The organism is Tardiphaga sp. 862_B3_N4_1 (assembly GCF_051811085.1).
Classification (GTDB): domain Bacteria; phylum Pseudomonadota; class Alphaproteobacteria; order Rhizobiales; family Xanthobacteraceae; genus Tardiphaga; species Tardiphaga robiniae.
The window spans coordinates 1,126,693-1,147,878 of the sequence record NZ_JBPWQB010000002.1; the positions used below are offsets into that span (position 1 = coordinate 1,126,693).

A 21,186-nucleotide genomic window follows, 5' to 3' on the forward strand; every position below is an offset into this window, starting at 1 on the left:
GGTCATTGAACCCCTGATTGCCCTGCTCCCACTCATCTCCCGGGGTCTTGCTTTTTTGGCGCTCCGCACCGGGGTCCAGACAGCAATCCGCCACAGACTTTGGATATGACGAGGCTGGGCGACCGCTGCACCATTCCACGGCCTTCGGGCCGCATTGCTAAAGACAGGATTTCGTGATGATCGGCGCGCTCGCCCGCAAGTTCTTCGGCTCTGCCAACGACCGCCGCGTCAAGGGATATCAATCGCGTGTTGCCGCGATCAACGCGCTGGAACCTGAGGTCGCAGCGCTGTCGGACGATGCGCTCAAAGCGCGCACCGCCGAGTTCAAGGCGCAACTCGAAGCCGGCAAGACTCTCGACGATCTCCTCGTTCCCGCTTTCGCCACCGTCCGCGAAGCCGCCAAGCGCACCCTCGGCCAGCGTCACTTCGACGTGCAGCTGATCGGCGGCATGGTGCTGCATGAGGGCGACATCGCCGAGATGAAGACCGGCGAAGGTAAGACGCTGGTCGCCACCCTCGCCGTCTATCTGAACGCGCTCGCCGGCCAGGGCGTGCATGTCGTCACCGTCAACGACTACCTCGCGAAGCGCGATAGCGGCTGGATGGGCCAAATCTACAGCTTCCTGGGCCTCACCACCGGCGTGATCGTTCACGGACTCGACGATGCCGAGCGCCAGGCGGCCTATGCCTGCGACATCACCTACGGCACCAACAACGAATACGGCTTCGATTATCTGCGCGACAACATGAAGTACCGGCTGGAAGATATGGTCCAGCGCAAGCACTTCTATGCCATCGTCGACGAAGTCGACTCGATCCTGATCGACGAAGCGCGGACGCCGCTGATCATCTCCGGCCCGCTCGACGACCGCTCGGAATTCTACAACACCATCGACACGTTCCTGCCGAAGCTTGAAAAGGTCATCGACTTCGAAGTCGACGAGAAGCAGCGCACCGTGACGCTGACCGAAGCCGGCATGGAGAAGATCGAAACCCTGCTGCGCGATGCCGGCCAGCTCAAGGGCGAGACGCTGTATGACGTGGAGAACGTCTCCGTCGTGCATCACATCAATCAGGCGCTGCGCGCCCACTCGCTGTTCAACCGCGACAAGGACTACATCGTCCGCGACGACGAAGTGATCATCATCGACGAGTTCACCGGCCGCATGATGCAGGGTCGCCGTTATTCGGAAGGCCTGCACCAGGCGCTGGAAGCCAAGGAACACGTCACGGTCCAGCCGGAAAACCAGACGCTGGCCTCGATCACGTTCCAGAACTACTTCCGCATGTACAAGAAGCTGGCCGGCATGACCGGCACGGCGCTGACCGAAGCGGACGAACTGTTCGACATCTACAAGCTCGAAGTCGTCGAAGTGCCCACCAATGTCGGCATTGGCCGCATGGACGAGGACGACGAGGTCTATCGCACCCAGGACGAGAAGCACGCCGCCATCCTCGCCGAGATCGAGCGCGCCAATGCGCGGATGCAGCCGGTGCTGGTCGGCACCGCGTCGATCGAAAAATCGGAAGTGCTTGGCGAGTATCTGCTCAAGAACGGCTACAAGCTGATCGACTTCACCAAGCCGAAGGCGATGGACAAGCTCTATGCGGCCGCGCGTTCCGGCAAGCCGGCGAAACTGTTCGCGGTCCTGAATGCGCGCTTCCATGAGCAGGAAGCCTATATCGTCGCCGAAGCCGGCGTCCCCGGCGCCATCACCATCGCCACCAACATGGCCGGCCGCGGCACCGACATCAAACTCGGCGGCTCGGTCGAGATGCGCGCGCAGATCGAAACGGCCGAGATCGCCGACGAGGCCGAGAAGGCCGCCAAGATCGCCGAGATCAAGGCCGAGATCGAGCGTTTCCGCGAGATCGTGCTGAACGCCAAGGAAGTGGTCGAGATCGAGCCCGCCAAGGGCAGCAAGCCGGCCAAGACCGTCGAGAAGCCCGGCGGCCTCTACATCATGGGTTCCGAGCGCCATGAGTCACGCCGCATCGACAACCAGCTCCGCGGCCGCTCCGGCCGTCAGGGCGACCCCGGCCGCTCCAAGTTCTTCCTGTCGCTGGAAGACGACCTGATGCGCATCTTCGGTTCGGATCGTTTGGATACGATGCTGACGCGCCTTGGCCTGAAGGAAGGCGAGGCCATCATCCATCCGTGGATCAACAAAGCGCTCGAGAAAGCCCAGCAGAAGGTCGAAGCGCGCAACTTCGACATCCGCAAGAACCTGCTGAAATATGATGACGTGCAGAACGACCAGCGCAAGGTGATCTTCGAGCAGCGCGTCGATCTGATGCAGAACGACAGCGTCGCCGAGACCGTCAACGACATGCGCCGCGCCTTCGTCGAGGACCTCGTCACCAAGCACGTGCCGGAAAACCAGTATGCCGAGCAGTGGGATGTGGCCGGCCTGAAGGAAGAGCTCAAGCGCGTACTCGATCTCGATCTTCCGGTCGACGAATGGGCCAAGGAAGAAGGCATCGCTGACGAGGAGCTGCTCAACCGTATCGAGCAGAAGGCCGACGAGCACATGGCCGCGAAGGTCGCCCAGTGGGGCCCCGACGTGATGCGTTACGTCGAGAAGACGATCCTGCTGCAGACGCTGGATCATCTGTGGCGCGAACATCTGGTGATGCTGGATCACCTGCGTCAGGTCATCGGCCTGCGCGGCTACGGCCAGCGCGATCCGCTGCAGGAATACAAGGCGGAAGCCTTCAACCTGTTCGAGGCGATGATCGCCAATCTGCGCGAAGCCGTCACCGCACAATTGATGCGCGTCGAAATCGTGCCGCCGGACGTGCAGCCCGAACTGCCTGTCATGGAAGCCCACAAGCTCGACTACAACACTGGCGAAGACGAAATGGCTTTCGCCAATGCGGCGCTCGCGCCGATGGGCCAGCAGCAGCCCGCCGTCGCCCGCGATCCGAACAACCAGGATACCTGGGGCAAGGTCGGCCGCAACGAGGATTGCCCCTGCGGCTCCGGCAAGAAGTTCAAGCACTGCCACGGGCGGTACGCGTAAGCCGACCACCAGATAGATCGCGAAGCCATCTGAAATCCCTCCCCGTTCGGGAGGGATTTTTCTTTGGGCTGTTGGTTCCACGCATTCACGCAGCCAAGCACTGCGCTGGACGACGCTGACGACGATTGGACAACGCGTCGCAGAGGACTAGCCTGTTTCATCGTGCCGACACGAGCGGCCGCAGGAGTGAGGGGGGCGTGCCGATGATGTCCAATTCCGAAATGCTGATCCGCCTGATCTCCGCCGCAGCGCTCGGCAGCCTGATCGGCTTCGAGCGCGAGCGGCTGTTATGGGCTGCGGGCATCCGCACGCATATGCTGGTCTGTGTCGGCTCCTGCCTGATCATGCTGGTCTCGCAATACGGCTTCTCCAACATCCTGCTCACGCAATCCAATGTCGTGCTCGATCCATCGCGCATCGCAGCGCAGGTGGTGTCCGGCATCGGCTTTCTCGGCGCGGGATCAATCCTGGCGCGCGGCGAGATCGTGAAAGGGCTCACGACAGCAGCAAGTATCTGGACGGTGGCAGCGATCGGGCTTGCGGTCGGCGGAGGATTGTATCTCGCGGCCGGAGCATCGACGGTGATCATCCTGATCATCCTCGTCGGTATCAAGCCGCTCGAGGAAGCCTATCGCTCGCGCAACCAGACCTGCATGCTGAAGGTGGAAGTCGAGAACAACGGCCTGACGCCGGAATTGCTGCGCGAGACATTGTCGCTGCGCGCCGGCCAGGTGAAGCGCTTCCTCGTGGAAAGCCGCGATCCCCAAGGCACCGACCAGCTCTCGATCCTGCTCAGCAAGGTGTCGTCACAGGATATCGCGAGCTATCCTTCGAAGCTGCAGGAGCTCGACGGCGTGCGTCAGGTGAGTATTGTCAAACGCGTCAGCGACCACGGCGCCAATCACACGTGAGCGATATGTCTGCAGGAAGAGCGACGCGCCTAGCGCATCGCCGAGAAGCGATCCGTGAACGAATTCGCGGACACGACCGGGGCTGCGCCTGACAGCGCGGCTGTGCCGGCGCCGCCGCCGGAGGACGGAGCGGATGGTTCGGCCGACAGGGTCGGCTTGAGCGGCGGCCGCGCGGTGGCGACGAGCGGTGCGGGTGCCGGCTTCGCGGCTACGGAGGTAGACGCAGCGGGAGTAGTCGCAGCCGGAGCAGCCGACGGACCGGCCTTGCTGGCGACGGCCTTCGGCTTTGCGGCCGGCGTCGGCACGGGAGCGGCTGGCGCCGTAGTTGCGGTCGCGGTCGTTTCCGAGCCGCCGATGCCGACCTTCTTGGCGAGATTGCTGAAGAAGCCACCATCCGACGAGGCCGACGCGACACGCGTGGAGGGCACGGCGACGACGGGTTCTTCCGATGCTGCGAACAGCGACGCCGAATAGGAGGTTGTCGCCGCAGCATTGGCCTTCGGTGGATTGACGTGCGGCGGGATCGTGCCTGGCGCGCGCGAATAGGCGGCGGTCTGCACGCCCGGCGGCTCCGGATCCGACAGGCCGGTGGCGCCATCGGGCAGTTTGGAGGCGAAGACGCGGTTCATGCCGCCGTCGATATCGGGACGGCGCTGTGCGACCGGCGTGCCCTTGGCAACCAGTTCGGCAATCTTCGCATCATCCTGCGCCTGCTTGGCGCTGACGGCATCGGCGATCTCGGACGGAATCTGGTAGACTGGGCACTTGGCCGAGGCATTGAACACCAGCGGCTTGGTCGATCCTGCAGGTGCGGCCGGATCGAACACATACTTGTTCTCGCAGAACTCGACCTTCGGCTCCTGCCGCGTCACTTCGAAATGATCATAGCCCTGCTTGATCATCTTCCAGAACGGCATGTTCGGGTTGTTGCGATGCTTGGCCATGTTGACCGGCGTCATCTTGAACGGAAACGCCGCGAACTGGAACGAGCGCTGTCCGCCGAAGAAGGATTCACGGCCCAGCGAATAGATCTCGGCGATCTGTTCGTCGGTCATGGCGAAACAGCCCCGCGACGAGCAATCGCCGTGCACCATCAGCTGCGAACCGGTGCGTCCCAGCGACTTGTCAAAGGCGTTGGGGAAACCGGTATTGAACGAGAGATAGTAGGACGAGCGCGGATTCATCTGCGCCGGGGTGATCGAATAGAAACCTTCCGGTGCCTGACGATCGCCTTCCTTGACCTTCGGACCGAGGTCGCCGGACCAGCGGCAGATCGGATAGGTCTTCAGCAGTGCAAACTGGCCGGAGCGGTTCTGCTTCCAGACTTCGAGTTCGGCTTCCTGCTTGAACACACGAACCAGCATCGGCGACTGCAGGTCCATGTCCTTTTCAGTCATCTCGGCGACGAGCTTGGGAGGAACGGGCTGGTTGGCCTTCGCGTTGCTGGCGAGCGACATGTCTTCGCCGTTGCAGCCGGCCAGCACCACGCCTGTCGCAAGTACGACCGACGTCAGCAGCGCGCGAACAAGCGAGCGATGTTTCAAAGCCAAGCTCCGCAGCCGACGGGACGTCGACACCCCAAGGAATAAAGACAAATGAGCCCTTATTCGTACGCAAATATTAGCCTTAAGGCCCCTTGCTCGCAAGGCAACTGGCCGTGAGCAGCAGGTTCCGTTCCGGCGATGGTCAACAGAGATTGAAGATCTCAGGCCGGGCGGAATTGCGGCGGTATCAGGCGGGAAGGCGAATTAAGCGGGCAGCGACGGGTTATGCTTAATGGTTTGGCAGCGCTCTCGACTGTCATGGCCGGGCTTGTCCCGGCCACCTACGTCTTTGTTCACTCGCCGCCAAAGACGTGGATGCCCGGCACATCCAGCGAAGCTCGCTTCGCGCTGGCCGGGCACGACGAACATTGGCAATCGCGTGGCCAATCTCGGAGCGCCTCAGGAGCCCCGGACCACGGTCTTCAAGTAATTGTAAGCCTTGATGATTTCGATCAACCGGTCCTCGGTGGAGCGGTCGCCACCATTGGCGTCGGGGTGATGCTGCTTCACCAGCGCCTTGTACTGCGCCTTGACGTCGTCCAGCGTCGCGCTGGGGCCCAGACCCATGACCTGCAGCGCCTTGCGCTCGGCATTGAAGATCTTGCGGGTTTCTTCCTTGATCGGCTGCTGCGGCTTGCGGGCCCGGCCGCGCCCCATACCCATGCCGTTCATCTCGTTGAACATGGCAAACGGATCGATCGCGCCGTCGAGGTCGGGCTGCCCGGCCTTGGTTTTGTCCGCAGAGCCGTTGGCGCCCATCTTCCAGGTCGGACGATGGCCGGTTAGCGCGTCCTTCTGGTACTTGGCGACCGCGTCCGGGGCCATGCCCTGGAAGAAGTTGTAGCCCTGATTGTATTCGCGGACATGGTTCAGGCAGAAGTGCCAGTATTCCTTGTCCTGCGCACGGCCCTTGGGCGCGCGGTGCGGACCCTTGTTCTTGCACTCGGGCCACTCGCACATAATAGCTTCTTCGCGCGCAGCGGCCTGCTGCTTCGCGCTCAGCTTGTTCGGCTTGATACGGATGCTGTCGAAGAATTTGGATGAGTCGATGGGCATGGCTGACTATGACAACGCAATGCAAAAAGCTTCAAGTCTTGACATTCCGATTACCTCATTCGGCGCCCTGCGCCGCACCAATATGGTCGCCACATCGTGATTGACCATGAGTGGGGCGAACCGCTAAGCCGGCCATCATGACCATGAAAGATAACATCACAAAGAAGCTGACAGAGGCTTTCGCGCCCCTCAGCCTCGACGTTTCAGATGAATCGCATCTGCATGCCGGTCACATGGGCCACCGCCCGGAGGGTGAAACCCACTTCAGGGTCAATATTGTGTCGGAGGCCTTCGAAGGGAAGAGCCGGATCGACCGTCATCGCATGATCAACGAACTGCTGGCGGCGGAACTCGCGGGAACGGTACATGCGCTGGCGCTGAAACCGCAGACACCGAAGGAAGCGGGCTAGGCTTTGCCGTAGTCCTCAACGCCGTCATTCCGGGGCGCGAGCGCCACTCGGCGATCGCGAACCCGGTATCTCAGCATGGGAGTCTCCAACAGCGCCAAGCCATGTCCAGCTTCCGGGTTCGCGCGCGCGAAGAAGCGCGCCCGCCCCGGAATGACGAGTGTGGGCTGGTCCTACTTCTTCAGCGACGCGATCGCCTCGAGGACGTTCGGCTTCAGCCCGGCGCCGCCCGCATCCAGATGTTCGAAGATCTTCTTCCGCATGCGCGGATCCCAGAACTTCTTGATATGTTCGGCAATGCCGGCCACGGCGTGATCGTGGCCCTGGCTGTTGAAGAAGTCGCCAATCTGGTTGGCCATATAGATCAGCCGGTCAGGCGACGTCGATGTGTGGGTGTCCATGCTCTTGCCCTGATGCATCCGCGGTGACGCCGTGCTGACGCACGCGATGCTGATGTGTGAAAACTTCGAACCCGTCGCTGCGCGCGATCGCGGCCAACGTAATGCCTGCGGCTTCCGCCATGCGGATGGCAAGCGCGGTGGGCGCCGAGACCGACACCATGAGCGGCGCGCCGATGGCAGCCGTCTTCTGCACCATCTCGACAGAGACGCGGCTGGTCAGCAGTACCATGCCCTGCCCTGCATCGACCTTGGCCTGCGCCAGCGCACCGGCCAGCTTGTCGAGCGCATTGTGACGGCCGACATCCTCACGCAACGCGACGATGCCGTCGGCCGGCGTCCAGAACGCCGCGGCGTGCACGGCGCGGGTCTGGATGTTGACCTTCTGCAGCGGCGACAGCGTCTCCATCGCCGCCATGATCTGGTCGAAGGAGAACACGCCGCCGGGCGCGACGATGGCCGCCGGCTTAACGGCTTCCGAGATCGAGTCGATGCCGCACAGACCGCAGCCCGTCGGCCCTGCGATCTGCCGGCGCCGCGCGCTGATGCTCTCGGCCTTCTCGCCTGCGAGCCACATGCGCAGCTCAACGCCATCGTCGAATTCAACGGCCTCGAAACTCTCGATCTCGTTGATCGAGGTGACCACGCCTTCACTCAGGCTGAAGCCATAGGCGAAGTCGCGATAGTCCTGCGGCGTCCCCATCATGACGGCATAGGTGCCGCCATTATAGGTGATCGCCAGCGCGGTCTCTTCTGGCACCGCGCGCAGCCCCTCGCTGACGCCGGACTGGCGCCAGATCTTGCGGGGGACTGAGCGAACCGGCTCGTGCATGTCTGGTCTCCAGACCTACTCCGCAGCTTCCACGACAGGCATGGCGATCCGGCGCGACTGGCGGGCCTGCTCGTCATATTCCTTCTGCCACTCGGACGGACCGTTCGAGGGCGAGATCTGCACCGCCGTCACCTTGTATTCCGGGCAATTGGTCGCCCAGTCCGAGAACTCGGTGGTGATGACGTTGGCCTGCGTGGTCGGGTGATGGAAGGTCGTATAGACCACGCCCGGCGCCATACGCTCGGTGAGCAGCGCACGCAACGTCGTCTCACCGGCGCGGCTCTGCAGCTTCACCCAGTCGCCGTCGCGGATGCCACGCAGTTCGGCGTCATGCGGATGCAGCTCCAGACGATCCTCTTCATGCCAGACCACATTCTCGGTGCGCCGTGTCTGCGCGCCGACATTGTACTGGCTGAGAATACGGCCGGTGGTGAGCAGCAGCGGGAAGCGCGGCCCTGTACGCTCGTCGGTGGCGATGTATTCGGTGAGCATGAACTTGCCCTTGCCGCGCACGAAGCCGTCCATATGCATGATCGGCGTGCCCAGAGGCTGCTTCTCGTTACACGGCCACTGCACCGAACCAACCTCTTCGAGCTTCGCATAGGAAACGCCGGCAAAAGTCGGCGTCAGCGCCGCGATCTCGTCCATGATCTCCGAGGGGTGGTTGTAGGACATCTCGTAGCCGAGTGCCTTGGCGAATCCCAAGGTCACTTCCCAGTCCTCAAGACCATTCTTCGGCGACATCACCTTGCGGACGCGCTGGATGCGGCGTTCGGCATTGGTGAAGGTGCCGTTCTTCTCCAGGAAGGTGGAGCCCGGGAAGAACACGTGGGCGTAGTTGGCGGTCTCGTTCAGGAACAGGTCGTGGACGATGACGCATTCCATCGCCGACAGCGCCGCGACCACATGCTTGGTGTTGGGGTCGGACTGCAGGATGTCTTCGCCCTGCACGTAGAGGCCCATGAAAGTGCCTTCGGTGGCGGCATCGAACATGTTGGGAATGCGCAGGCCCGGCTCACTGTTGAGCTTGACGTTCCACATCGCTTCGAACTGCTCGCGCACCGCATCGCCCGAGATGTGGCGATAGCCCGGCAGCTCATGCGGGAACGAGCCCATGTCGCAGGAGCCCTGCACGTTGTTCTGGCCGCGCAGCGGATTCACGCCGACGCCGGGACGACCGATATTGCCGGTCGCCATCGCGAGGTTCGCGATCGCGATCACGGTGGTCGAACCCTGGCTGTGCTCGGTGACGCCGAGACCGTAATAGATCGCACCATTGCCACCGGTGGCGAACAAACGGGCAGCGGCGCGCAGCTCCTTCGGATCGACGCCGGTCATGATGGCAGTGGCTTCGGGGCTGTGGTTCGGCTGCGCGACGAAGGCCGCCCAGTCTTCGAACTCGCTCCAGTCACAGCGCTCGCGGATGAAGGTCTCGTCGGCGAGGCCTTCGGTGACGATGACATGCGCCAGCGCGGTGAGCACGGCGACATTGGTACCGGGCATCAGGGGCAGATGGTGCTGTGCCTCGATATGGGCCGAGCGCACGATATCGGTTTGGCGCGGATCTACCACGATCAGCTTGGCGCCGGCGCGCAAACGCTTCTTCAGGCGTGACGCAAACACCGGATGGCCATCGGTCGGGTTCGCACCAATGATCATCACGACGTCGGTGTCTTCCACCGAGTCGAAATCCTGCGTGCCGGCCGAGGTGCCGAAGGTTGAGGACAGGCCGTAGCCGGTCGGCGAATGGCAAACGCGCGCGCAAGTATCGACGTTGTTGTTGCCGAAGCCGGCGCGGATCAGCTTCTGCACCACGAATACTTCTTCATTGGTGCAGCGCGACGAGGTGATGCCGCCGATGGAGTCTTTGCCGTGTTTGGCCTGGATGCCCTTGAACTTCTTGGCCGCGAAATTGAAGGCCTCATCCCATGACACTTCCTGCCATGGATCGGTGATCTTCTCGCGGATCATCGGATTGAGGATGCGCTCCTTGTGGTTCGCATAGCCCCAGGCGAAACGGCCCTTGACGCAGGAATGGCCGCGATTGGCCTTGCCGTCCTTGTACGGCACCATGCGCACCAGTTCTTCACCTCGCATTTCCGCCTTGAAGGTACAGCCGACGCCGCAATAGGCACAGGTGGTCACAGCGGAGTGCTCAGGCTGGCCGATCTCGATCACGGCCTTCTCGGTCAGCGTCGCGGTCGGGCAGGCCTGCACGCAGGCGCCGCAGGACACGCATTCCGAACCCAGGAAGCTCTCGCTCATGCCCGGCGAGACCCGGCTCTCGAAACCGCGGCCGGAGATCGTCAGCGCGAAAGTGCCCTGAACTTCTTCACAGGCGCGAACGCAGCGCGAGCAGACGATGCACTTGGAGGGATCGTATGTGAAGTACGGATTCGACTCGTCCTTCGCCATCCAGTGATCGTTTTCGCAGGCTTCCGGCGAATTGTGATTGTGCTTCGGACCGGTCTTGGCGAAGACATGGTTCTCGCCGTCATAACCGTAACGCACGTCGCGCAAGCCGACGGCACCGGCCATATCCTGCAATTCGCAATCACCATTGGCAGCGCAGGTGAGACAGTCGAGCGGATGGTCGGAGATATAGAGCTCCATCACGCCCTTACGCAGCGCCGCGAGCCGCGCATTCTGGGTATGAACCACGAGGCCTTCCATGGCCGGCGTGGTGCAGGAGGCCGGCGTGCCGGCGCGGCCTTCGATCTCGACGAGACAGAGGCGGCAGGAGCCGAAGGCATCCACCATGTCGGTGGCGCAGAGTTTCGGAATCTGCGTGCCCATCTCCATGGCGGCGCGCATGATTGAGGTGCCCTCGGGCACCGAGACGCTCTGCCCGTCGATGGTCAGCGTGACCATCTTTTCGGACTTCGAACGCGGCGTACCAAAATCGATTTCGTGAACGAGCGACATGTGTTGCTCCTTTACTCTGCGGCCTGAAGGCGCGATGGCGCCGGGCCGAAATCTCCGGGGAAATGTTTCAGCGCACTCATCACCGGATACGGCGTGAAGCCGCCCAGCGCACAGAGCGAACCGAACTTCATGGTGTTGCTGAGGTCCTGCAGCACGGCGATGTTCTCGGCGACGCGTTCACCACGGCGGATCTTGTCGATGGTCTCGACGCCGCGGGTGGAGCCGATGCGGCATGGCGTGCACTTGCCGCAGGATTCGATGGCGCAGAATTCCATCGCAAAGCGCGCCTGCTTCGACATGTCGACGGTGTCGTCGAACACCACGATGCCGCCGTGGCCGATCAGGCCGTCACGCTTGGCGAAAGCCTCGTAGTCGAACGGCGTGTCGAACAATTCGCGCGGGAAGTAGGCACCGAGCGGACCGCCGACCTGCACCGCGCGGACCGGCTTGCCGGTGAAGGTGCCGCCGCCGATATCATCAATCAGCTCACCCAGCGTGATGCCGAAAGCGACTTCGAAGAGGCCGCCGAACTTGATGTTACCCGCGAGTTGGATCGGCATCGTGCCACGCGAGCGGCCCATGCCGTAATCCGCATAGGCCTTGGCGCCGTTGTCGAGGATGAACGGGATCGCCGCAAACGAGAGCACGTTGTTGATGACCGTCGGCTTGCCGAACAGGCCTTTATGCGCCGGCAGCGGCGGCTTGGCGCGGACGATGCCGCGACGGCCTTCGAGCGACTCCAGCAGTGAGGTCTCCTCGCCGCAGACATAGGCGCCGGCGCCGACGCGGACTTCGAGATCGAATGCGTGCGCCGAGCCGCGAATCTTGTCGCCGAGATAACCGGCGCGCTTGGCGGCAGCGATACCCTCATTCATCGCCTCGACGGCATGCGGATATTCCGAACGGATATAGATGTAGCCTTTGGTGGCGCCCACCGCGATGCCGGCAATGGTCATGCCTTCGATCACCACGAAGGGATCGCCTTCCATGATCATGCGGTCAGCGAAGGTGCCGCTGTCGCCCTCGTCCGCATTGCAGACGATGAATTTACGATCGGCTTTGGTATCGGCCACCGTCTTCCACTTGATGCCGGTCGGGAAGCCGGCGCCGCCGCGGCCACGCAGGCCGGAGGTGGTGACGTCGGCAATGATGCCGGCGCTATCCAGCGTCAGCGCGCGCGCGAGGCCCCTGTAGCCATCATGCGCGATGTAATCCTCGACCGATCGGGGATCGACGACGCCGCAGCGCACAAAGGTCAGACGCGTCTGCTTCTTGAGCCACGGAATCTCCTCCGCGACACCAAGACGCAGCGTGTGAGAGCCGTTTGCGACCATCGCATCGAGCACCGACGCAACGTCTTTCTCTTCGACCGGCCCGAAGGCGACACGGCCTTCCGGCGTCGCGACTTCGATCATCGGCTCCAGCCACAGCAATCCGCGCGAACCGGGGCGAATGATCTCGATTGCAAGCTTGCGCTTTTGAGCCTCCGTTTCGAAGGCACTGACGAGTTCATCGGCGCCGACTGAAACGGCGGCCGCATCGCGCGGAATGTAGATCTTGAGAGTCTTGTCAGACGATGTCATCGCTGTGCCTCCGCGACCAGCGCATCGATGCGCTTCTCATCGAGGCGGCCAACCAGACGGCCATCGAGCATCGCCGATGGCGCCGTGGCGCAGAGCCCGAGGCAATAGATCGGCTCCAACGTAACACGCTGATCCGCCGTCGTGTTTCCAAACTTTACACCCAATTTCGCTTCCGCGCGCGCCGCAAGTGCATCGCCGCCAGCCGCTTGGCAAGCCTCAGCGCGGCAGATCTTCAGCACATGCTTGCCGGCCGGCTCGTGGCGGAAGTCATGGTAGAAAGTGAACACGCCATGGACCTCGGCGCGCGACAGGTTACGCGCTAGCGCGATCATCGGGATTGCCGCCTCTGGCACATAACCAAAGGCTTCCTGCATCGCATGCAGAATCACGATCACGCCGCCTTCCACATGGGACAGGCTCTCGATGATCTCGGTGCCTCGGTCGGCACTCCAAGGCTCATAAGCATTCGGCTCGTAGGCTGCGTTCATCCCGGTACTCAATTGATCTTATGACTGGAGAACCAATCAAAATTGGAATCGATCCAAAGATCAATAAAGCTGTCTCATGCTGCGATACGGAAACGGTATCGACACCCGGCGAAATCGATGAATTTGAAATGGTTAGCTTGGTTGCAGCGCAGCAATTGCAGCACCCGAAACGAAGATCTTACGCCTCCAGCGACGGCGCAACCTCCCGGGCGATCTGGACCAGAGTCGCCACCAGCGGGGTCATGGGATCGCGCTGGGGCACCACGAGGCCGACGCCGTAATTCACCACAGGATCGACGATCGGGATCATACGGACCGAGTCATTGGCGGTCAGACCCAGCGTCTCCGCCAGCTTGGCCGGCATCACGCTGGCCCAACGGCCGGTCTTCACATGGGTATAGAGCACGATAATCGAATTCGACGTCAGCATCGGCATCGCCTCGGCGCCGACCGACTTCAGGGCACGATCGATGATGCGTCGATTCTGCATATCGGGGGTCAGCAGGCACAGTGGCACTTGGCCGACTTCGCTCCAGGTGACTTCCTTGCGATCACCGAACAGGCCGTCCGGCGAGGTAAGCAGCCGGTAGCTTTCCTTGTAGAGCGGGATCGAGCGGACTTTGCCCAGCGGTTCATTTTCGATGTAGGTCAGCCCCGCATCGACCTCAAGATTTTCCAGGAGGCCCAGCACCGCCGCCGAAGTGCAGGACATGATTTTAAAGCGTACATCGGGGTGCCGCGCGCGAAACGGCGTCGTCAGCGAGGCGACCATGCCGAGCACCGTGGGAATTGCGGCGATGCGGATCTCGCCGGACAGACTGTCCTTGAGGCCGTTGATTTCCTGCTTCATCGCGCGGGCATCGCCGACGATGCGGCGTGCCCAGTCGAGCGCGCGTTCGCCTTCCGGCGTAAAGCCCTGGAAGCGCGAGCCGCGCTGCACCAGCATCACGCCGAGCATATCCTCGAGCTGCTTGAGGCTGGTGGACATGGTGGGCTGCGTCACGCCGCAAGCTTCCGCGGCGCGGCCGAAATGCCGTTCCTTCGCCAGCGACAACAGCAGTTCAAGTTTTTCGATCAAGGGACGCCCCGCTCCGACCACATCATTTTTGCCGAGGTGCGGCGCGACGATCGCGTGTGTGGCCTTCGGTGTCCGCCCTCGGGGCAAAGCATATGGTGCGAAGCCGCCTTGCCGCAACCATCGCAGCAGGACGAGTAGAGATCAGCCCCGGCCAAGCTTCCCGCTTCAAGATAGAATCTGGTTGGGGTCTTTGGGGCGGTCTGCTTCGTCGCGGGGTCCAAGGCCCCGGCGACGACAGCAAACGGCAAGTACGATCAGCAAGAAGGCTGATCCGAGATCAACCCAGGCGGCTGATCTGCTCTTCGGTCACGACACGCTCGATGTTCTCGGACTTGCTCTTGATCCGGTAACGCGGGCGACCATCGGCTTCGATCGGAAGGCGAGAGGTGATGGTGTAGATGCTGCGTTCCTTGATGGTGGAACGGCCCTGCGGCCCCTGCAGCTGGTGGTGAACGTCCTCATTAATTGCGTAGTTATGCGCCATTATTCATACTCTCCACGATGAGCGGCTTTTAGCCACAACTTGCTCAAAAAGCAAGAAATCTCTAGCAATTTCGGTCAGATAGCTCGTCAGTCCTGATATGCAACGATGGGCAACAGGTCATAATTTGGATGTCTCTGCGACAGATTCCATCGCATGCTGCCGATCTGGTCAGCAGCAATTCTGCCGTTTTCAGAGGGGGTTGGACTGATTCAAGGGCGTGCCGGCATGACACAGTTCCCGCGCCCTTCCGCGTTAGCAATAATCCTGGAATACCAGCGGGCCACTCGAAACTGGCCCCAAAAAAGCCGAAAAACCACCGGCAGGGCATTGCCGGTGGTTTCGGAGATTTACAGCAGAGTGCGCGAGTCTCCTCGAAGACTTAGGGCCGTCAAAAATTGCCGGCTGCGCACGAAAATATTACATGAGCCAGAATGTTGAGCGCAATACCTGATTTGCTCAATCAAATATATTATTGGCCGCTATCGTTAGCGGGAAACATGATGTGGGCTGGCGCCAGCCCTGCCCGGGCCCGTTCGGCCATTTTGCGAAATGCGGTTTCGATATCACGTGCCAGACGCCGGGTGTCGAAGGCCGGCATGTTCAGACGATTGGCCGATAATTTCTCCCGGATCGACGACAACCGCTCGGGATTTTCCGCCAGCTCGATCGCCATACGCTCATAGTCATCTCGCTTCGCGGCAATCAACTCCAGCACACCCAGATTCTGCAGAAGACTCGCGGCAACGCGCCCCGCAAAGGTTTCTCCACGACACGTCAGCAACGGCAATCCAGCCCATAATGCGTCGCTTGCTGTCGTATGCGCATTGTACGGCAACGTATCGAGAAATAGATCCGCACAACGATGCCGCGCCAGGTGCTCGGCCGGCAGCATGCGCGCGGCAAAGACCAGACGCGCGGGGTCGATGCCCCGCAATTCCGCTTCGCGGCGCAGATTCGCCACAGCCGCAGCGCTGTCCTCCAGCAGCCAGAGAACGCTACCGTCAACGGCTGACAGAATCCGCGTCCAGCTATCGAAGACATCGGGCGTGATCTTGTAGGCATTGTTGAAGCAACAGAACACGAAGCCCTGCGCAGGCAAACCGACCTCCGCGCGCGCGAATGCACGTACCGATATCTCCCGGCGATCGTCATTGGCCTGATAGCAATTCGGCAGCCAGGCGACTTTCTCATTGTAGAATTGCCGGTGCTCGGGCGGCAGGACGTGTTGATCGGCGAGGATGTAATCCATGAAACCCGCGCCGAGCGTGCCGGGAAAGCCGAGATAATTGACCTGCACCGGCGCGGCCCTGCGCGCGAATACGCCGGTACGCTGCTCGCCGAAATAGCCGTTGAGATTGACGAGGATGTCGATGCGCTGTGCGCGAATGGCGTCCACCGCCTGCGGATCGTTCAGTGTGGAGATATCGACGATCCCATCCACGGCGCCAGCGATGCGTCGCCTGATGTCGCTGCCGTCGTCATACCCGTTGTCGATGGCGAAAATCTCGAACGCGCTTTTGTCGTGCTGCTCCAGCACACCGACCAGCAGCAGCGAGGTCGCCTGCTGTCGAAATTCACCCGAGAGATAGCCGATGCGGATTTTTGCATTCGGCCCGGTCGGAGAAGCACGCAGCAACGGGGCTTGCAGAGGAAAACGTGAGGCGTTGGTCAGTTCGGCGCAGCGCTGCAGGCTGCGTTCCGAGGTGGCGACGCCCTGCCAACCGAATGGCTCGGCGGCCAGTTTGCCGGCTATGAGATCAACCTCGATCTCGGCAATCAGCGCATTCGTGTCATGCCAGTCGCAGACCAGCATTTTCTGATGCAGCAGATTGCCTTTCAGGAGTGGCAGGTCCGGATTGAGTTGGCGTGCGCGGCCATAGGCCTCCACCGCTTCTGCCGGCATCCGCATCTGGCCAAAGATGTAGCCGCGACCAAACCAAGCTTCCGCCAGATCGGGCTGCAAGGCGAGCGCCGACTCGCAAGCCGCGAGGGCCTCGTCATAGCGCTTCAACTCCGCCAGCGACTTGCTCTTGTTGAAGAAGGCCGCGGCGTAGCGCGGATTGAGCGCCAGCGCGCGATCGAAATCCGCCAGCGCGGCGGGGTAGTCGCGCAGATCGTTCAGAACCGTGCCACGATTATTCAGCGTTTCGGCATTGCCGGGATTGAGCGCCAGCGCTTCGGTAAAACGCTGCAGCGCTTCATCCGGCCGGCTCAGCGCCTTCAGCACCAGGCCGTAATTGTAGAACGTGGCATCCGATGTCGCATTGATGCGCAGGGCCGCTTTCAGATACGGCTCGGCCTCGGCATGGCGCTTCAGCGCGACCAGGACGATAGCGAGAATATTCAGCGCCGGGAAATGCTTCGGGTCTTTGCGCAAGAACTGGCTGAATCCGCGCTCGGCCTCCTGGAGGCGGCCCTGCTGGAAGGCAGCGAATGCGCTTTGAAACAGTTCAGCTGGAGACGCCATGATCCTGCGGACTTCGGGCTTTACGGCTTGCGCGGCCGGAGGCCACGCCGCCCGGTATAGACGCCCGCCTCCGCGGCGTCGAGAACGCCGCTCGAGCGAACGAAGTCGGACGCGGCTCTATAAAGCAAAAACCCCCGGCAGTTTCCTGCCGGGGGTCTTTGTTTCAAAGACTAGTCGTCGTGAGACGATCAGAATTAGAAGGAGCGCAGGATCTGCACAGCGCCGTTGTAAACGTTCTGGTTGCCGAGCGCGTAGTCTTGAGCAGGCTTGCCGGTCACAGCAGCGCCGGTAAGGGTGCCACCGAGGTTCTGCTCGAGACGGCTATAGGTGAACTGAGCCGACAGCGTCAGATTCTGGACCGGGGTCCAGGCAGTACGGGTGCCGATCTGGGCTAGGCCGAGATCGAAGTTGCCGGATGAACCAACGAGGGTACCGTTGTTCGAGCCGCCCACCCTGCCCGGAGCGAAAGCAGCGGCGAGGAGCGCGTTGCCACCAGCGCCATACGAAATATGGCTGTAGTTACCGAACAGCGATGTACGCCAGGCCGGGGTCCAGTAGTGCTCATAGAACGCGCTGACTTCCCAGGCGTCGCTCTGAATGATCTGGCCACCGTTGGTGTAGACGCCGTCAAGCACGTAGCCGAAGCCCATGGTGTTACCGGTGATCTTGGCATAACGACCGCCGCCGTTGGTGTCGGTCGTGCCACCGAAGACATACTTGGCAGCGCCCTTGCCGTAGCTGGCTTCGAGCTTCAAGCTGTCGCCTGCGCCGGTGGGCAGGTTCTTGAACTCGACAGCGCCGGTCACCGCGAAGCCGTACTTGTCGTCGGGGTGGCCGAGCGACTCGTTACCAGCAGCACCAAGAGCAGTAGAGTAGAAGGTCGGGGTAATGGTGTGCATCGCGGCACCGAAGTGCAGCGTGCCCCAAGCCTGATCGAGGCGGATGTTGCCGACGATATCAGGAATGTGGTTACCACCGTACGAGTTGCCGGTGAAGGTATTCGACGCGACACCGTAGGCGCCGGCGGTGTTGGCGCCGAACGGACCAACGAACGGTGTGATGTTGTTGATGACACCAGCGTTGCGGTAGGGCGAAGCGTTCTCGATCGAGATCGTGCCCGACACACCGTTACCGAACGAAGCGGTGTAAGCGAGCTGCGGGATACCGGTCGCGTTGTTCGAACCGGCGTTGAAGCCCGACGAAATGTACGGCTTGGCGAGCGCCCACTGGGGATCGAACTGCGAGACGGCCTTACCGAAGGTGAAGCCGGCGAACTGGATGAATGCGTAGTCGACTTCGGTGTAACCACCAGCGATCGATTCACGATCCTGGAGGAAGTCGAACTGGATGTTCGCGTAGGTACGAACCACACCGTATTCGGTCGCGGTACGGGTGTCCGTCGTCAAGTTGACGCGTTCACGGGTCGAGTAATAGTTCTTCGCGAACGTACCAGCGCCGCCAGCGCCGCCCTGCCAGAACGGCACGTCGTAGGTGCCACCGTTGAAGGCAACGTCCAAACGGATCGCGCCGCCGATCTTGATGCAGGTATCGGTGCCCGGGATGTAGTAGAAGCCTGCGCCGTAGAGCGAGCAGATCTTCACGTATTCCACTGCCTTGGCCTTCACCGGAAGATCGGCTGCCTGAGCTCCGCCGATGGCGATCAGACCCGCCGCCGAGCCGAGGATAAGGCTCTTAATCATCGTCATGTTAAACCTCCAAGTTGTCCAAAAGGGAAGGTTCCGGATCTGCCAGGCGCGTGCGCCCGAAGATTTAGTCCCCCAAGTCCCCAAACTAACCGCTAGAGCACTTCGCGCTTTCGGAAACACCCGCATAACGCGAGGCACTCAAGCGAACTACTTCAACGGGACGATCGAGGGTTTCCCCATCGCCGGAACTGAGAATGCCTGCGCAATTCTTAGAAGCAAAATACTTTATGAACTCATGTAACTTTATCGCGATGCAGTGTGGTTTCCCGGCAACACACGAAATCGTGGTTTGCGCGTCACAATTCACTGATACAATTATAGAATTCTGAGAAGTGTGGGACGATGGAATGGCCGGCGGGGCAGTGGTGACAATGCGTGGGGGATCTGCGGGCTGGAACGAAAATGAGCTTTCGATTTGGGTGACCGGCCAGAATCAGGAGATCATCCGACAGTTCATCTGGGACATCGCCTCGATCAACGTCCATCTTGAGGGAATCCGACAGTTCTGGGCCAAGGAGCTCGGCATCAGCGGACCGCAATGGATGATCCTGATGGCCGTCAGCGACCTCGATCGCGGCAACGGCGTGCCGGTCAAGGATGTGTCCGCCATGCTCCACGTCGACCCCTCCTTCGTCACCACCCAATCCAAGATGCTCGAGAAGAATGGCTTCATGCGGCGCGTCGCGTCCCGCGAGGATGCCCGCGTTGTACTGATGTCGCTGTCCGACAAGGCCAGCAAGAAGATCTCCGCGCTATCAACCCGCAGGGAGTCGCTCGGGGATTTCATTCTCAGCGATTTCGACGAGCAGGCCTTGAAGGAGATCGGACAGCACATGTCCCGGCTCAAGAGTCGCCTCGAAAAAGCGACACTGATGCTGGAAGTCGAGAGCTGAACGTCGCCGGGTGAGCGGCGGTCAATCGACCGAGCCGCGCCCCTACTTCGTCCCTGCGCGCAGGCGATCGACAATCCAGTCGAAGATGAACTCGTTGCCCACGGTCGGAATATCGATCTGGGCGGGCGGGGCCACCGTTTCCGACGCGCGAAAGATCTTCAGTTCGATGTCGAGGCCGTTTTGTTTCATGACGCGGCAACATTCCGTGACGTGATCGACATCGAGCCAGTCGCGCTCGCCCATCGCAACCAGGACCGGGCATTTGATATTGGCGGCGACACTGCTGCTGTTGAAGCCCTCGATTTCACTCGGACAGCCCAGACCAGCCCGGCCTGAAATGCGGCTGGCAATAAACGCGCGCTCGTGAAGCTCCCAGATTCCGGCATCGCAAACAGCTGCTGCAAAGCGGTCGTCGAGATTGGCGCCGCGCGTCGCAAAGGCAGCTCCCAGGCCGTCTCCGAAGATCGCAATTCGCTCCTGATCGATATCGCTGCGGTCGGCCAGGAAATCGACCCAGCCGCTGATCGCCGTTTCGACCTCATACCGACAAGGCGACCCGATCATCTCCTGGCTATAGGATTGACCGGGCAAATCGACGAGCAACAGCGAGAGACCGCGGTCCAGCGCGTAGCTGGGCACCCTGTGCAGATGCTCTTCCTTGTAGTGGCCCTGCCCGACGACGCAGAGAACGACCGGCAGCGGCCGCGTCGCGCGCGGCGCAGGAACGAAGTATCCCTGCAACACACCGTCCCGCCACGGGATCTCGACGACCTCGCCGGCAGGCGTTGCATGCTGCACGTAAAGTCGGGCGCAATCCTGCATCAGTGCGATGGCGGCGCCTTGCCGCGGATCGCTGCAAGCGAGCATGACCTGAGCAGTGCGATAGTAGTTGGCTGCGCGCAGCCAGTTGCTCAGCGCCGTCGGGATTCGGCCGCTGGCCAGCGCCTCCGCGGCGCGCTCACGGTTGATATCAGCCGCGCTATGCCATTCGCGATACCAGCTCTCGTCATCGCGCGGATTGATGCGCTCCGCCGCCAGGAAACATTCCGAAACGGTACTTCCGCCTTCCTGCGCCGCGCGCAGCACGCGCAGGAACTGCAGCGAAAAGTCTTCATGGCCGGGCCATTGCTGCCAGCCGCGCCCCTGCGACGATGGGATGGCCCTGCCGAAATCGATAATGGTCACATCCCTGGCCCTTGACGGAGATCGCTTGGAAGATCGACGAGAAGCATGGGTCTTGCCGCCCATTTGTGTACTGCCAGACACACTCAGGAGTCTGACTTTTCAGCAGTATTATCCGCGCTTTACGAGGGGGCAAGCATGATTATTATACCGCAACTGCACCAATTGAATGCTGCAGCGCCAACGAATTCTGCATCCAGACCCGATGC

Annotated in this window: 16 protein-coding genes; 4 read left to right on the plus strand and 12 right to left on the minus strand. The window is 61.5% G+C overall.

The annotated features are described in order from the left end of the window. Window positions 1-176: 176 nt before the first annotated feature. Window positions 177-3,023 (plus strand): preprotein translocase subunit SecA, encoded by a 2,847-nt coding sequence (secA, locus tag AB8B02_RS22580; RefSeq protein ID WP_439065220.1) that lies wholly within the window; start codon window positions 177-179, stop codon window positions 3,021-3,023. Window positions 3,024-3,226: 203 nt separating this feature from the next. After that, the gene (locus AB8B02_RS22585) at window positions 3,227-3,934 is read left to right on the plus strand and encodes an MgtC/SapB family protein (protein WP_309942303.1); all 708 of its coding nucleotides are present in this window, start codon (window positions 3,227-3,229) and stop codon (window positions 3,932-3,934) included. 29 nt (window positions 3,935-3,963) lie between these two features. Here the strand turns inward: AB8B02_RS22585 and AB8B02_RS22590 are convergent, their stop codons facing one another. Together AB8B02_RS22590 and AB8B02_RS22595 are read right to left on the minus strand one after the other, a co-directional pair. Beyond that, window positions 3,964-5,478 (minus strand): L,D-transpeptidase family protein, encoded by a 1,515-nt coding sequence (locus tag AB8B02_RS22590; RefSeq protein WP_439065221.1) that lies wholly within the window; start codon window positions 5,476-5,478, stop codon window positions 3,964-3,966. 399 nt (window positions 5,479-5,877) lie between these two features. Then, window positions 5,878-6,534 (minus strand): J domain-containing protein, encoded by a 657-nt coding sequence (locus AB8B02_RS22595; RefSeq protein ID WP_089267780.1) that lies wholly within the window; start codon window positions 6,532-6,534, stop codon window positions 5,878-5,880. Between the two features lie 137 nt (window positions 6,535-6,671). Between AB8B02_RS22595 and AB8B02_RS22600 the strand changes: the two genes are divergently transcribed. Next, complete coding sequence (locus AB8B02_RS22600) at window positions 6,672-6,944, plus strand: BolA family protein (RefSeq protein WP_089267781.1); 273 nt, start codon at window positions 6,672-6,674, stop codon at window positions 6,942-6,944. 170 nt (window positions 6,945-7,114) lie between these two features. Here the strand turns inward: AB8B02_RS22600 and AB8B02_RS22605 are convergent, their stop codons facing one another. The 9 genes from AB8B02_RS22605 to AB8B02_RS22645 form a co-directional block, all read right to left on the minus strand. Beyond that, on the minus strand, window positions 7,115-7,342 hold the full coding sequence (locus AB8B02_RS22605; RefSeq protein ID WP_068729526.1) for a formate dehydrogenase subunit delta: 228 nt from the start codon (window positions 7,340-7,342) through the stop codon (window positions 7,115-7,117). Next, on the minus strand, window positions 7,314-8,171 hold the full coding sequence (fdhD, locus tag AB8B02_RS22610; protein ID WP_089267782.1) for a formate dehydrogenase accessory sulfurtransferase FdhD: 858 nt from the start codon (window positions 8,169-8,171) through the stop codon (window positions 7,314-7,316). Before fdhD ends, AB8B02_RS22605 begins: the two co-directional genes overlap by 29 nt. Window positions 8,172-8,186: 15 nt before the next feature. Beyond that, on the minus strand, window positions 8,187-11,096 hold the full coding sequence (gene fdhF / locus AB8B02_RS22615; protein WP_120287413.1) for a formate dehydrogenase subunit alpha: 2,910 nt from the start codon (window positions 11,094-11,096) through the stop codon (window positions 8,187-8,189). A gap of 11 nt (window positions 11,097-11,107) precedes the next feature. Further along, window positions 11,108-12,679, minus strand: coding sequence for a formate dehydrogenase beta subunit (locus AB8B02_RS22620; RefSeq protein WP_439065222.1), 1,572 nt, complete (start codon window positions 12,677-12,679; stop codon window positions 11,108-11,110). Further along, complete coding sequence (locus AB8B02_RS22625; RefSeq protein WP_089267785.1) at window positions 12,676-13,167, minus strand: formate dehydrogenase subunit gamma; 492 nt, start codon at window positions 13,165-13,167, stop codon at window positions 12,676-12,678. Before AB8B02_RS22625 ends, AB8B02_RS22620 begins: the two co-directional genes overlap by 4 nt. 178 nt (window positions 13,168-13,345) lie before the next feature. Further along, window positions 13,346-14,245 (minus strand): LysR family transcriptional regulator, encoded by a 900-nt coding sequence (locus AB8B02_RS22630; protein ID WP_120287415.1) that lies wholly within the window; start codon window positions 14,243-14,245, stop codon window positions 13,346-13,348. A 277-nt stretch (window positions 14,246-14,522) separates the two neighbouring features. Further along, entirely contained in the window at window positions 14,523-14,729 is a 207-nt protein-coding gene (locus AB8B02_RS22635; RefSeq protein ID WP_068729538.1) for a hypothetical protein, read from the minus strand. Between the two features lie 469 nt (window positions 14,730-15,198). Continuing rightward, window positions 15,199-17,196 carry an O-linked N-acetylglucosamine transferase family protein gene (locus AB8B02_RS22640; RefSeq protein ID WP_439065223.1) on the minus strand — a complete coding sequence of 666 codons (1,998 nt, stop codon included), beginning with the start codon at window positions 17,194-17,196 and terminating at the stop codon, window positions 15,199-15,201. A gap of 194 nt (window positions 17,197-17,390) precedes the next feature. Further along, on the minus strand, window positions 17,391-18,902 hold the full coding sequence (locus tag AB8B02_RS22645; RefSeq protein WP_175368112.1) for a porin: 1,512 nt from the start codon (window positions 18,900-18,902) through the stop codon (window positions 17,391-17,393). A 419-nt stretch (window positions 18,903-19,321) separates the two neighbouring features. Here AB8B02_RS22645 and AB8B02_RS22650 point away from each other — a divergent pair, with 419 nt between their 5' ends. Continuing rightward, complete coding sequence (locus AB8B02_RS22650) at window positions 19,322-19,795, plus strand: MarR family winged helix-turn-helix transcriptional regulator (protein ID WP_309942281.1); 474 nt, start codon at window positions 19,322-19,324, stop codon at window positions 19,793-19,795. Window positions 19,796-19,837: 42 nt separating this feature from the next. On the opposite strand, the gene AB8B02_RS22655 is transcribed toward AB8B02_RS22650, so the two are convergent. Continuing rightward, window positions 19,838-20,980: an alpha/beta hydrolase family protein gene (locus AB8B02_RS22655; protein ID WP_309942280.1), complete on the minus strand. Its 1,143-nt coding sequence runs from the start codon at window positions 20,978-20,980 to the stop codon at window positions 19,838-19,840. Window positions 20,981-21,186: the final 206 nt, after the last annotated feature.